Here is a 12,720-nt window from a genome sequence, read left to right on the forward strand (position 1 = left end):
CGGGCGGGCCGGGGGGGGGGGGGCGCGGGGGGGGCGGCCCCCGCCCGCGCCCCCCCCCACGGCCGGAGGACTCAGCCGAGCAACCCGGCCGAACGCGCCCACCGGTACTTCGCGCCGAGCACCGCCACCGGCTTCTCGGTGGTGTACGGGTAGGCCACGACCCCGTGCTGGTACAGGTAGTCGCTGGCCTCTTCGACCTCGACGTCGCCGGAAAGCGAAGCGACGACAGGCTTTTCGATGCCCCTCTCGCGGTACTCCGCGACCACTTCGGACACCAGCTTCGCGAACACCATCGGCGGCGTGACGATGGTGTGCCAGTAGCCGAGGATCAGCGAGTGGATCCGCTCGTCCTCCAGCCCCAGCGCGATCGTGTTGCGGTACGTCGACGGCGGCTCCCCGCCGGTGATGTCCACCGGGTTCCCCGCCGCGCCGAAGGGCGGGATGAACTTCCGGAACGCCGCGTCCAGATCGGACGGGATCTCCATCAGCTTCAGCCCGTTGTCCACGCAGGCGTCCGAAAGCAGCACGCCCGATCCGCCGGCTCCGGTGATGATGACGACGTTCTCGCCCTTCGGCGCCGGCAGCAGCGGGATGCCCCGCGCGTACTCCAGCATGTCGTTCAGGCCCGGGGCGCGGATCACCCCACTCTGGCGCAGGAGGTCGTCGTAGACCTTGTCGTTCCCGGCGAGCGCGCCGGTGTGCGAGCTGGCGGCCTTGGCGCCCTGCGAGGTCCGGCCCGCCTTGAGCACCACGACCGGCTTGCGCACGGAGACCCGCTTGGCCGTCTCCGCGAACGACCGGCCGTCCTTGAGGTCTTCGAGGTGCATCGCGATGAGCTCGGTGTTCTCGTCGTGCTCGAAGAAGGTGAGCAGATCGTCCTCGTCGATGTCGGCCTTGTTGCCCACGCCGACGATCGACGACACGCCCATCTTCGCCGAGCGGCTGAACCCGAGGATCGCCATCCCGATTCCGCCGCTCTGTGAGGAAAGCGCGACACCGCCCTTGACGTCGTACGGCGTGCAGAACGTCGCGGACAGGTTCTCCGGCGTGTAGTAGTAGCCGTAGATGTTCGGGCCGAGGATCCGCACACCGTGCTTGCGCGCGATCGCCACGACCTCGTTCTGCAGCTCGATGTTGCCGGTTTCGCCGAATCCGGACGGGATCAGGATCGCTCCTGCGACCCCCTTCGCGCCCGCTTCTTCCAGCGCGGCGGGGACGAACCTGGCGGGGATGGCGAACACCGCGACGTCCACATCGGACGGTACGTCGGCGATGCTCGCGTACGCCTTGCGATCCAGGATCTCCGAAGCCTTGGGGTTGATCGGGAAGATCTCCCCCGCGTAGCCGCCGTTGACCAGGTTCTTCATCACCGAGTTGCCGATTTTCCCGGTCTCGGCCGAAGCCCCGATCACCGCGATCGACGTGGGCTTCATGATGCGGTTCATCGCGGAGAGGATCTCCTCCTGCGAGAACCGCGGCGGCTCCTTCGCCGCGTCCGGGTCGATCAGGATCCGTACGTCCACCGCGGTGGCCCCGCCCGGGGTCGCCAGCACCGGGTTCAGGTCGACCTCGGCCAGCTGCGGGAAGTCGGTGACCAGCTCGCCGAGCGCGTGGATCACCCCGGCCAGCGCGTCGCGGTCGACCGGCTCGGCACCGCGCACGCCCCGCAGCACCTCGGCCGCCGCGATCCCGTCGATCATCGAAAGCGCTTCCCCGGTCGAGGTCGGCGCCAGCCGGAACGTGACATCCTTGAGCACCTCCACCAGCACGCCGCCCAGGCCGAACGCGACGACCTTGCCGAACGTCGGATCGGTGACCGAGCCGATGATCACCTCCTGGCCGGTGGTGAGCATCTGCTGCACCTGGACGCCGACGATGTGCGCGTCCGCCCGGTACGCCTTGGCGTTCGCGATGATCCGCGCGTAGCCCGCGGCCACCTTCTCGGCGGTGTCGAGGCCGACGAGCACACCGCCGGCGTCCGTCTTGTGCAGGATGTCCGGTGACACGATCTTGAGCACGACCGGCAGGCCGATCTCCCGTGCCTGGGCGACGGCCTCGTCGGCGCTCGTCGCGAGACGCTCCTGCGGGGTCGGGATGCCGTAGGCCTCGCAGACCTGCCTGCCTTCGGGCGCCGTCAACGACGTGCGCCCTTCCGCCGCCACGGCTTCGAGGATCTTCTCGACCGCGGCGCGGTCCTTACCGCTTGCCATCTGCCAGTCTCCTTTAGATCACGCCTGCGGTACGGAGTTCTTCGAGCTGTTCGGGGCTGTAGCCGAGTTCGCCGAGGATCTGGTCGTTGTGCTCGCCCAGCAACGGGGACCGGCCGATCTCGACCGGCGAGTCGGACAGCTTCAGCGGGCAGCCGACGGTCTTGTAACTGCCGCGTTCCGGATGCGGGACCTCGACGACGGTGCCCAGTTCGGCCAGGGTCTCGTCCTCGGCCAGTTCCTTGGTGGAGAGGATCGGGCCACACGGGACGTTGTGCGCGTTGAGCTTCTCCATCACTTCCCACTTGGAGTGCCGCGAGGTCCAGTCCTCGATCAACGCGAACGCCTTGTCCAATTTGGACAGCCGTGCCTCCGGGGTCGCCCATTCCGGGTCCTCGGCCAGCTCCGGTTTGCCGATCAGCTCGGTGATCGGCTTCCACCCGACCGGCTGGATGATGACGTAGATGTAGTCGTTCGGCCCGCCGGGCGCGCAGCGCACCGCCCAGCCCGGCTGCCCGCCGCCCGAGGCGTTGCCCGAGCGCGGCACCTCGTCGCCGAAGTTCTCGTTCGGGTACTCGTTCAGCGGACCGTGCGCGAGCCGCTGCTGATCACGCAGCTTGACCCGGCACAGGTTCAGCACGGCGTCCTGCATGGCGACCTGGACGCGCTGCCCGCGCCCGGAGTGGGTGCGCTGGTACAGCGCGGCGAGAATGCCCGCCACCAGGTGCATCCCGGTCCCGGAATCGCCGATCTGCGCGCCGGTCGCGGTCGGCGGGCCTTCCTCGAACCCCGTGGTGCTCATCGCGCCGCCCATGGCCTGCGCGATCACCTCGTAGGCCTTGAAATCGGCGTACCGGCCGGGCCCGAAACCCTTGATCGAGGCGTAGACCAGCCGCGGGTTGAGCTCTTCCAGCCGCTCCCACGAGAAGCCGAACCGGTCCACGACGCCGGGGCCGAAGTTCTCCACCAGGACGTCCACTTGGGACACCAGCTCGCTGAACAGCTTCTTGCCCTGCTCGCTCTTCATGTTGAGCGTGATGCTGCGCTTGTTGCCGTTGAGCATCGTGAAGTAGAGACTGTCCACTCCGGGCAGGTCACGCAGCTGGCCGCGGGTGATGTCGCCGCGGCCGGGGGTTTCCAGCTTGACGACGTCCGCGCCGAGCCAGGCCAGCATCTGCGTGGCCGACGGACCCGACTGCACGTGCGTCATGTCCAGGACACGAATGCCCTCAAGTGCTTTTCCCATGGGATTTTCCTCCACTCGCGAGCCGGGTCACTTGTACATCGTCTGGTTCATGGTTCCGGGCGCGTACACGTCGGGGTCGACCCAGACGTTGATCAGCGACGGCTTCCCGGACTCCCGCGCGCGTCGCAGCGCCGGAGCGATGTCCTGGGGGTCACGGACTTCTTCGCCGTAACCGCCGAGCATCCGCGCGAACTCGTCGTAGCGGACGTCGCCGAGCGTGTTGCCGACGCGCTCGCGGGGCAGGCCGTACTTCGCGGCCTGGCCGTAGCGGATCTGGTTCATCGACGAGTTGTTGCCGACGATGCCGACGAACGGCAGGTCGAACCGCACCAGCGTCTCGAAGTCCCAGCCGGTGAGGCTGAACGCGCCGTCGCCGAAGAGCGCCACGACCTCCTTGTCCGGCCGGGCGTGCTTGGCCGCCAGCACGAACGGGATGCCGACGCCGAGTGTCCCCAGTGGACCGGGGTCCATCCAGTGGCCCGGCGACTTCGGCTGCACGACCTGTCCGGAGAAGGTGACGATGTCGCCGCCGTCGCCGATGTAGATCGAGTCCTCGGTGAGGAACTCGTTGATCTCGTGCACCAGCCGGTACGGGTGGATCGGGTTGGCGTCGGAGTGCTGCAGCGGCAGGCGCTTCTGGTATGCCTTGTCCTCCACGGCCCTCAGTTCTTCGAGCCACGCCTTGCGCGATACCGCGCCGTTGTCCCGGCGCGAAGCGGCCTCGGCGACGGCGGCCAGCACCTGCCCGGCGTCACCGACGATGCCCAGGTCGATGTCGCGGTTCTTGCCGACGGTCCGGTAGTCCAGGTCGATCTGCACCACCGTCGCGTCGGGGGAAAGCCGCTTGCCATAGCCCATCCGGAAGTCGAACGGGGTCCCGACGATGACGATCACGTCCGCGTTGGTGAAGGCGTAGCGGCGGGAGAGCTGGAAGTGGTGCGGGTCGCCCGGCGGCAGCGTCCCGCGGCCGGCGCCGTTCATGTACGCCGGGATGTTGAGGGTGCGCACCAGTTCGGTCGCCTGGTCGGTGGCCCGGGTCGTCCAGACCTGGCTGCCCAGCAGGATCGCCGGCTTCTTCGCGTTCACCAGCAGGTCCGCGAGCTTCTCGACGTCGGCGGGGTCACCGGCGTTGCGCGTGGAAGCGCGATACCGGCCCGCCGAAGGGATCCGAGCCTGCTCCAGCGGCACCGACGCGTCCAGCACGTCCCGGGGAATCTCCAAAAAGGACGGTCCGGGCGCGCCGTGGAAGCACTCGCGGAACGCCATCGAGACCAGGTCGGCCGCGCGGGCGGTGTGCGGCACGGTGGCGGCGAACTTGGTGATCGGCGTCATCATGTCCACGTGCGGCAGGTCCTGCAGGGACCCCATCTTGTGCTGCGTCAGCGCGCCCTGGCCGCCGATCAGCAGCATCGGGCTTTCCGCCCGCAACGCGTTGGCGACACCGGTCACCGCGTCGGTCGTGCCGGGGCCCGCCGTCACGACCGCGCACCCCGGGCGGCCGGTGATCCGCGCGTACCCGTCCGCCGCGTGTGCCGCGACCTGCTCGTGCCGGACGTCGATGACCTCGATGCCCTCGTCGACACAGCCGTCGTAGATGTCGATGATGTGCCCGCCGCACAGGGTGAAGATCGTGTCCACGCCCTCCGCCTTGAGCGCCTTCGCCACCAGGTGCCCGCCGGAGATCGTCTCCGGGGCAGGCTCGGCGCCATTGGCGCTCCGCGCTGCCCGCGCCACCTCTTCGCCCGCCGTCGTTCCGGTCGTTGCTGGCGCCATGTCCGCTCCTCTTGTCTCACGCCGGACCTCTCTGATCCGTGCGCTCGCTGTCGGTCTCCCTGCCCGCCCCGGGCGAGTCCTCCGAGGTCAAGGCCACCTTCACGGCAGACTGTAGATTGCATACCGTATGAGGTAGCCATATACTGACTCTCCGAACGGCTCGCTGTCCAGCGGTGATTCACCGGGGTTAAGCCCCGAGGCCCGGAGCGCGACGAGCCGGTCCGCCGTGCCCGGAACACGGCCGCCGCGGGTGCCGGACGGCCCCGCAGGAAGGACTTCCCCCATGGATCTCTTCGAACATCAGGCGCGCGAGCTCTTCGCCCGGCATGCCGTGCCGGTCCCCCGCGGCGAGGTCGCCGTCAGCCCCGACCAGGCCCGGCGCGCCGCCGTGGCGATCGGCGGGCCGGTCGTGGTCAAGGCTCAGGTCAAGACCGGCGGGCGCGGCAAAGCGGGCGGCGTGAAACCGGCCACTACGGCCGACGACGCGGAGCAGCTCGCCGACGACATCCTCGGCATGGACATCAAGGGCCACACCGTCCACAAGGTCCTCGTCACCGAGGCGAGCGAGATCGCCGAGGAGTACTACGTCTCGTTCCTCCTCGACCGCGCCGAACGCACGTTTCTCGCGATGGCCTCGGTCGAGGGCGGGATGGAGATCGAAGAGGTCGCCGCCACGAAACCCGAGGCGCTGGCGAGGATCCCGATCGATCCGCGCACCGGCGTCGGCCACGCCGAGGCCGCCGGGATCGTCGCCGCGGCGCGTTTTCCCGCCGAGATCGCCGCACAGGTCGCGGACGTGCTCGTCCGCCTGTGGACCGTCTTCGCCACCGAAGACGCCACGCTGGTCGAGGTGAACCCGCTGGCCCGCACCCGCGACGGGAGGATCGTCGCGCTGGACGGCAAGATCACGCTCGACGACAACGCCACCTTCCGGCATCCCGGCCACGCGGAGCTGGCCGATCCCGCCGCGGGCGATCCGCTCGAACGGCAGGCGCGGGAAAAGGGGCTCAACTACGTCAAGCTGGACGGCGACATCGGCGTCATCGGCAACGGCGCCGGGCTCGTCATGTCCACTTTGGACGTCGTCGCTTCGGCGGCCGCCGACGCGGGAGCCATCGGGCCCGCCGACTTCCTCGACATCGGCGGCGGCGCGTCGGCCGAAGTGATGGCCGCCGGGCTCGGCGTGATCCTCGGGGACCCGGACGTGCGCAGCGTGTTCGTCAATGTCTTCGGCGGCATCACCGCCTGCGACGCGGTGGCGTCCGGGATCGTGCGGGCGCTGGAAATCCTGGGTGCCGAGGCGGCCAAGCCACTCGTCGTCCGGCTGGACGGCAACAACGTCGCCGAGGGCAGGCGGATCCTCGCCGCCGCCGCGCATCCCCTGATCACCGTGGTCGACACCATGGACGACGCCGCGCGCGAAGCGGCGAAACTCGCGGCCGTCCCCGCCGCGGCGAACGCGGAGGTGTGAGGCATGGCGATCTTCCTCGACAAGACCAGCCGGATCGTGGTGTCCGGGATGACCGGCGCCGAAGGCACCAAGCACACCGGCCGGATGCTCGCCGCGGGCAGCACGGTCGTCGGCGGGGTCAACCCGCGCAAGGCGGGACAGCGCGCCGAGATCGGCGACCTTTCGCTCCCCGTGTTCGGCTCGATCGGCGAATCGGTCGAGAAGGCGGGTGCCGACGTCGCGGTGTTGTTCGTGCCGCCGCCGTTCGTCAAGGACGCGGTGATCGAAGCGGTCGACGCCGGGATCCCGCTCGCCGTCGTCATCACCGAGGGCGTCCCGGTCCACGACGCCGCGGCCTTCTGGGCCCATGCCGCCGCAAAGAACGCCAAGACGCGGATCATCGGGCCGAACTGTCCCGGCGTGATCTCCCCCGGCAAGTCGAACGCCGGCATCATCCCCGCCGACATCACCGGCCCCGGCCGGATCGGGCTGGTCTCCAAATCGGGCACGCTCACCTACCAGCTCATGCACGAGCTGTCCGACATCGGGTTCTCGACCTGCGTCGGTATCGGCGGCGACCCGGTCATCGGCACCACGCACATCGACGCGCTGGAAGCGTTCGAGCAGGACCCCGAAACCGAACTGATCGTGCTCATCGGCGAAATCGGCGGTGACGCGGAGGAACGCGCCGCCGGGTACGTCGCCGAGCACGTCACCAAACCCGTCGTCGGCTACGTCGCCGGATTCACCGCGCCCGAAGGGAAGACCATGGGCCACGCGGGCGCGATCGTCTCCGGCTCGTCCGGGACGGCCGCGGCGAAGAAGGCGGCGCTCGAAGCGGCGGGTATCCGTGTGGGCCGCACCCCCAGCGAAACCGCCGCCCTGGCACGGGAAATCCTCGCCGGGTAGCGCCGTGGACCAGACCGACGCGCTGGTCTCCCACGCGCGCACCTACTGGCAGCTCCTCGACGGCGAGCGGCTCACCAAACGCCCTCGCCGCCGGGTGGCGGTCGTCGCCTGCATGGACGCACGGATCAGCGTGTACCGGCTGCTCGGACTCCGCGAGGGCGACGCCCACGTCATCCGCAACGCCGGCGGCGCCGTCACCGAGGACGCGATCCGCTCGCTCACCGTCAGCCAGCGGCTGCTCGGCACCCGGGAGATCGTCCTGGTACACCACGAAGACTGCGGGATGCGGATGTTCACCGACACGGACTTCGCCCGCCGGATCGAGGTGAGCACCGGGATCCGGCCCGCGTGGGCGGCCGAGACGTTCGCCGATCCGGTGCAGGACGTCCGCCAGTGCATGGCCCGCTTGCGGGTGTGCCCGTTCCTCCCGCACACCGACGCGATACGCGGCTTCGTCTACGACGAGCGGTCCGGCCTCATGCGGGAGGTGGAGCGATGAACCGGGTTCTCGGCGCGGGATCGTGGACGGTCGCCGAGCCGCCCGGACCTCCCGGGTTCTCCCGATGACCACGCGACCGCGCCCAGGAGGACCCATGGATCTGCGTCAGCTGGAGATCGTCGTCGCCGTCGCCGAGGAAGGCGGCTTCACCGCCGCGGCGCGCCGGCTGCGCACCGTTCAGTCCACCGTGTCCACCACGGTCCGGGCGCTCGAACGGGACCTCGGGACGCCACTGTTCGAGCGCACCACCCACCGGGTCGCGCTCACGCCCGCCGGAGAAGCCTTCCTCCCCGCGGCTCGCGCGGCGCTGCGGGCCGCCGACGAGGCACGGGCGACCGTCGATCTCAGCCGATGGCGGCTGCGGGGCGAAGTCACCATCGGCGCGATGCCGGGCCTCGGTTCCCGGCTTCACCACGCCCTCGCCGGTCTGCGCCGCGAACACCCCGGCATCGACGTCCGCGTCCGGCAGGCACCGGCCGGACAGCTCTGCCAGGCCGTTCGGGAGTCCACTGTGGACCTCGCGCTCGCGGTACTGGACAAGCGGCAGCGGTACGGCCTGGTCACCCGGCTGCTCGCCCACGAGGACATGGTGCTGGTGGCGCCGCCGTCGGCGAGCCCGCCGAAGCCCGGCCCGGTGAGCCTCGCCGATGCGGCCGACCTGTCCCTTGTGGACTTTCCGGCGGGCTGGGCGATCCGCGAGGCGGTCGATCACGCCTTCCGCGCCGCGCTGCTGGACCGCACGGTGACCGTCGAGGTCGACGACATCGCCGCCGCCGCCGAACTGGTCCGGCACGGCCTCGGCGGGTGCGTCCTTCCCGAGTCGATCGCCGCGTGGTTCCCCGATCTCGTGGTGCGGCGTTTCGCGGAGCAAGCGCCGAGCTGGCGGGTGTTGGTCGCCCGCTCCGGCGGCGACGTCTCACCCGTCGTCGCCGCCGTCCTCCGGCAGCTCGGCTGACAGCGTCTCACCGTGCGGCGGTTCGATCTTGAGGACCGAGGCGCACGGTGAATCCTTGGCGAACATCTCGGGAAGGCTCGGCGACGGCCGAGGTGCGGCCAACCGCCCGAAGCCGTGGTCTCGACCGAAGTATTCGTTGGGACACAAGAAGATTTCAAAGTCCGGGGCACGCGATCCGGATCATGGACATGGCCCTATCATGGCGCCGGCTGCTCGCCTCCTCCCGAAGTCGTCGCTCCCGAAAAGGGGACCCCATGTCCGACGTCATCAACAGCATCTTCGGCCGCTCCAAGAACGAGACACCCGGTGAGTACGGTGTCACTTCCTCCCTCGACCAGCCCGCCACCCCCGCCGGCACTCCCGAAACCGTTGACACCCCAGCGATCGAGGCCGAGCCGGTAGCACCGGCGGACAGCGCCGCCGAGACCGAGGAGGTCGCCGCCTCGACCACCGACGAGGACGAGGCGGCCGAGGCCGCTCCGGCCGAGGACGTCGTCGCCGAACCCGACGAAACCGAGCCCGAGGACGACGACGCTGAAGACGGCGACGACGAAGACGACACCGACGACGCCGAGCCCGAGGACGACGAGGCCGTCGAGGAGGAGACCACCGACGAGGACTCCGACGAAGCGACCGAGGACGAGGACGAGGCGATCACGGAGGAAGCCGAATCCGACGACGCGCCGGTAGCTGTGGCTTCCGAGGTCGAAGAGGAGACCAGCGAGACTGACGAAACGGACGTGGAGCCGGACACCGCCGAGGCTCGGCCCGCCGCGGGCGTTCGCGGCAGCACGACCGTCGGCGACGAGGTCGTCGCGCAGCTCGTCACCATGCTGACCCGCAGGACCGAGGGCGTGCACGACCTCGGCACCGAGGGCGTCTCGGCCGGGCTCGACGGCGATGTCGCCACGATCAAGGTCAGCTTGGTGGTCGAGTTCGGGCACGCGGTCAAGGGGCTGGCCGAGCGGATCCGGGTCAGCGTGATCGAAGCCGTCGAAGAGTTCCTCGGCCTGGATGTCGCGGTGGTGGACGTCCACGTCGCCGGTATCCACCTGCCGGACGCTTCCTGACCGAATCGCCGGGACCTTCGGTCCGGGGTGCGGACGCGCGCCCCGGACCGAGGTTCTCAGTCGCACGCGGCCGCCAGTGCGGCGGGGTCGCGCAGGCCGAGGCGATCGGCGCGGGTGTAGACGTTCATCGACGCGCCGCGCAGGAATCCGACCAGCGTCAGGCCCAGCTCGGCGGCGAGGTCCACGGCGAGTGACGAGGGCGCGGAAACCGCCGCCAGCAAGGGAATTCCGGCCATCACGGCCTTCTGGACGAGCTCGAACGACGCGCGTCCGCTCACCATGAGCGACATCCCTGACAGCGGCAGCTTCCCCGCACGAGTCGCCCAGCCGATCACCTTGTCCACGGCGTTGTGCCGCCCCACGTCCTCCCGCAGGCAGAGCAGTTCTCCGGACTCGTCGAACAGCCCGGCCGCGTGCAGGCCGCCGGTGCGGTCGAAAACCCGTTGCGCCGCGCGGAGTTCGTCCGGGAACCCGGCCAGCGTCGCCGGGTCGAGCGCGAGCGGGTCGGCGTCGATCGGCCAGGTCGCCGTGGTCCGGACCGCGTCGAGGCCGGCCTTGCCGCACAGCCCACAGGACGAGGTCGTGTAGAACGCGCGCTCCACCGAAGGGTCGGGCGGGGGCACGCCGTCCGCGAGTGCGACGTCCAGGACGTTGTAGGTGTTCCCACTGTCCACAGTGGCCCCCGCGCAGTACCGGATGCCGGACACGTCCGCCGGATTCCGGACCACACCCTCGCTGACCAGGAACCCGACGGCCAGGTCGAAGTCGCTGCCCGGGGTACGCATGGTGACCGAGAGCGGCTTCCCGCCGACCCTGATCTCCAGGGGCTCCTCGACGGTCAGGGTGTCCGGACGTACTGTCGGCGCGCCCTCCACCACCCGGAACACGCGTCGTCGGCTCGTCGTCCGGCCCATCCGGGCACCTCCGGATTTCTCGTTACGCGGTGGGCAGCAACGACTTCGGGCGTCCGGGCTGTGCGACGCGTCCGGTGAGCACGGCGCCGGCCAGGCTCAGGATCCCCGCCGCGGCGAACGCGCCGAAGTAGCCGTGTGCGGTCACCACGAACGCGGCGAGCCCGATCCCGAGCACCGCGCCGACGGCCTTCGCGGCGTACAGCACCCCGAAGTTCTGCAAGGCCGATTCCTCCCCGAAGTACTCCCGGACCAGGCTGACCAGCAGCGTGTAGCAGCACCCGTTGCCGAGCCCGGCGAGCGCGACACCCACCAGAAGTCCCACCGCGTCACGGTGTTCCCCGGAGTAGAACAACACGAACTGCGCCACGCCGCCCGTCGCGAGCGCGAGCCGGAGGATCCGCCGCCTGCCCAGCCGGTCCGAGAGCCAGCCCAGCAGCACCCTGCCGCCACCGGTGACCAGTGCGAGGACGGCGAGGGCGAACGCGGCGAGCACCGGGCCGCCGCCCCGTGCGGCGACGAACGTCGCGAGGTAGCCGATGTCGAACAACAGGACGGCCCCCGCGAGCGCGACGGTGAGATACAACGGAAGCGCCTTCCGGCAGCGAAGTACCTCACCCGGCCGGAAATGCCGGAGCGCCGGGCGGTTCGCCGCGACACTCCGGTTGTGTGCCTTGTCCAGCGCCCACTCCCGCGGGTCCGGACGCTCCGGCCACCAGTGTTCCGGCGGGTAGCGCAGCAGCAGGCCGGATCCGATGATCACCGCCAGCACCAGCGCCGCGGTCACGTCGAGCAGCATCGCGCGGTTGTCCACCGAAAGCACGTAGCCGGCGATCAGCAGGAACGGCACGCTCCCGAACGCGAAGGCACCGCTGACCACGCCGGCCCGCGCGGCGGTGCGATCGGGGAACCACCGCATCACCGCGCCGACGCAGGTCGCGTAGACCAGGCCGGTGCCGATCCCGCCCGCGACGGAGTAGCCGAGGAACACCGCGGGCAGACTGCTCGCGTGGCCGAGCGTGACGAGCCCGGCGGTGCACAGCACACCGCCGAGCACGACCGCCGCGGCCGGGCTCAGCAGCCGCCGGTCGCGTAGCCACGCCACCGGGAACGCCACGCTCGACTGGCACACCGCCCACAGCCCGAACGCCAGGACCACCTCGGTGAACGTCCAGCCGTGGCCCCGCGTCAGCACCGGGGCGATGGCGCCGAAACCGTATTGCTGGACCCCGGCGGCGAACATCGCGGCGGTGGCCAGCCAGCCCATCCAGGTCCGCGACCGGCCGAGCAGGGCGCGGTCGCTCTCGCCGATCCGGTACCGCCGCCCGTAGACGTCGAGGAGTTCGCGCACCGGCGGCCGGGTCTGGGGCTCGGACATGGCCATCACTTCCCTACCTGGAAGTCCTGCATTGAATGTTGTATGCAGTATGAAGTAGTCCGTTTATAGCACCCAGCCCGCGCCCTGTCCACAGTCGTCGTGGCCGCTCAGTGCGAGTGACGGCCGACGGCGTCCCCGCTGCTCCCTGCCAGGAAGTCCAGGTCCGCGCCCTCGTCGGCCTGCAGCACGTGGTCGAGATAGAGCCGGACCCAGCCGCGGGTGGCGGCGGGCGGTGGCGGGTGCCCGTACGCCCGCCGCCGCGCGAGTTCCTCGTCGCCGACGTGGGGATCCAGACTCGGCGCCGCGGCGTCGAGTGAGGTCC

At 70.2% G+C, this 12,720-nt stretch carries 10 protein-coding genes and 1 pseudogene; 5 read left to right on the plus strand and 6 right to left on the minus strand.

What is annotated here, in order from left to right; all coding sequences use genetic code 11:
• Positions 1-71: 71 nt before the first annotated feature.
• Genes ACFWY9_RS13700 through ACFWY9_RS13710 form a run of 3 tightly spaced genes read right to left on the minus strand, consistent with a single transcriptional unit; the run spans position 72 to position 5,226 of the window.
• Positions 72-2,210 (minus strand): acetate--CoA ligase family protein, encoded by a 2,139-nt coding sequence (locus ACFWY9_RS13700; RefSeq protein ID WP_378338983.1) that lies wholly within the window; start codon positions 2,208-2,210, stop codon positions 72-74.
• Between the two features lie 13 nt (positions 2,211-2,223).
• Positions 2,224-3,453, minus strand: coding sequence for a formyl-CoA transferase (frc, locus tag ACFWY9_RS13705; RefSeq protein WP_378325381.1), 1,230 nt, complete (start codon positions 3,451-3,453; stop codon positions 2,224-2,226).
• A gap of 27 nt (positions 3,454-3,480) precedes the next feature.
• Complete coding sequence (locus ACFWY9_RS13710; RefSeq protein WP_378338984.1) at positions 3,481-5,226, minus strand: thiamine pyrophosphate-binding protein; 1,746 nt, start codon at positions 5,224-5,226, stop codon at positions 3,481-3,483.
• Between the two features lie 283 nt (positions 5,227-5,509).
• Here ACFWY9_RS13710 and sucC point away from each other — a divergent pair, with 283 nt between their 5' ends.
• The 5 genes from sucC (at position 5,510) to ACFWY9_RS13735 (ending at position 10,109) form a co-directional block, all read left to right on the plus strand.
• Positions 5,510-6,697: an ADP-forming succinate--CoA ligase subunit beta gene (gene sucC, locus ACFWY9_RS13715; protein WP_378338985.1), complete on the plus strand. Its 1,188-nt coding sequence runs from the start codon at positions 5,510-5,512 to the stop codon at positions 6,695-6,697.
• 3 nt (positions 6,698-6,700) lie between these two features.
• Positions 6,701-7,585, plus strand: a complete 885-nt coding sequence (gene sucD, locus ACFWY9_RS13720; protein ID WP_378338986.1) for a succinate--CoA ligase subunit alpha — start codon at positions 6,701-6,703, stop codon at positions 7,583-7,585.
• A gap of 4 nt (positions 7,586-7,589) precedes the next feature.
• Entirely contained in the window at positions 7,590-8,084 is a 495-nt protein-coding gene (locus ACFWY9_RS13725) for a beta-class carbonic anhydrase (RefSeq protein ID WP_378338987.1), read from the plus strand.
• Between the two features lie 94 nt (positions 8,085-8,178).
• The gene (locus ACFWY9_RS13730) at positions 8,179-9,039 is read left to right on the plus strand and encodes a LysR family transcriptional regulator (protein ID WP_378325374.1); all 861 of its coding nucleotides are present in this window, start codon (positions 8,179-8,181) and stop codon (positions 9,037-9,039) included.
• A 254-nt stretch (positions 9,040-9,293) separates the two neighbouring features.
• On the plus strand, positions 9,294-10,109 hold the full coding sequence (locus ACFWY9_RS13735) for an Asp23/Gls24 family envelope stress response protein (RefSeq protein WP_378338988.1): 816 nt from the start codon (positions 9,294-9,296) through the stop codon (positions 10,107-10,109).
• Positions 10,110-10,165: 56 nt separating this feature from the next.
• Here ACFWY9_RS13735 and fdhD read toward each other — a convergent pair whose 3' ends face one another.
• The 3 genes and pseudogenes from fdhD to ACFWY9_RS13750 form a co-directional block, all read right to left on the minus strand.
• Positions 10,166-11,023: a formate dehydrogenase accessory sulfurtransferase FdhD gene (gene fdhD / locus ACFWY9_RS13740; protein WP_378338989.1), complete on the minus strand. Its 858-nt coding sequence runs from the start codon at positions 11,021-11,023 to the stop codon at positions 10,166-10,168.
• A gap of 22 nt (positions 11,024-11,045) precedes the next feature.
• On the minus strand, positions 11,046-12,398 hold the full coding sequence (locus ACFWY9_RS13745) for an OFA family MFS transporter (RefSeq protein WP_378338990.1): 1,353 nt from the start codon (positions 12,396-12,398) through the stop codon (positions 11,046-11,048).
• 107 nt (positions 12,399-12,505) lie between these two features.
• Positions 12,506-12,720 (minus strand): annotated as a pseudogene (locus tag ACFWY9_RS13750) (dihydroxy-acid dehydratase); the annotation flags it as partial.

The sequence above is a fragment of the Amycolatopsis sp. NPDC059027 genome, assembly GCF_042739735.1.
Classification (GTDB): Bacteria; Actinomycetota; Actinomycetes; order Mycobacteriales; family Pseudonocardiaceae; genus Amycolatopsis.

What these genes read in the sequence shown, in the direction of transcription:
- frc (WP_378325381.1), bottom strand. Translation starts at nt 3,453, where the DNA reads ATGGGAAAAGCACTTGAGGGCATTCGTGTCCTGGACATGACGCACGTG.
- ACFWY9_RS13745 (WP_378338990.1), bottom strand. Translation starts at nt 12,398, where the DNA reads ATGTCCGAGCCCCAGACCCGGCCGCCGGTGCGCGAACTCCTCGACGTC.
- ACFWY9_RS13700 (WP_378338983.1), bottom strand. Translation starts at nt 2,210, where the DNA reads ATGGCAAGCGGTAAGGACCGCGCCGCGGTCGAGAAGATCCTCGAAGCC.
- ACFWY9_RS13735 (WP_378338988.1), top strand. Translation starts at nt 9,294, where the DNA reads ATGTCCGACGTCATCAACAGCATCTTCGGCCGCTCCAAGAACGAGACA.
- fdhD (WP_378338989.1), bottom strand. Translation starts at nt 11,023, where the DNA reads ATGGGCCGGACGACGAGCCGACGACGCGTGTTCCGGGTGGTGGAGGGC.
- ACFWY9_RS13730 (WP_378325374.1), top strand. Translation starts at nt 8,179, where the DNA reads ATGGATCTGCGTCAGCTGGAGATCGTCGTCGCCGTCGCCGAGGAAGGC.
- sucD (WP_378338986.1), top strand. Translation starts at nt 6,701, where the DNA reads ATGGCGATCTTCCTCGACAAGACCAGCCGGATCGTGGTGTCCGGGATG.
- sucC (WP_378338985.1), top strand. Translation starts at nt 5,510, where the DNA reads ATGGATCTCTTCGAACATCAGGCGCGCGAGCTCTTCGCCCGGCATGCC.
- ACFWY9_RS13710 (WP_378338984.1), bottom strand. Translation starts at nt 5,226, where the DNA reads ATGGCGCCAGCAACGACCGGAACGACGGCGGGCGAAGAGGTGGCGCGG.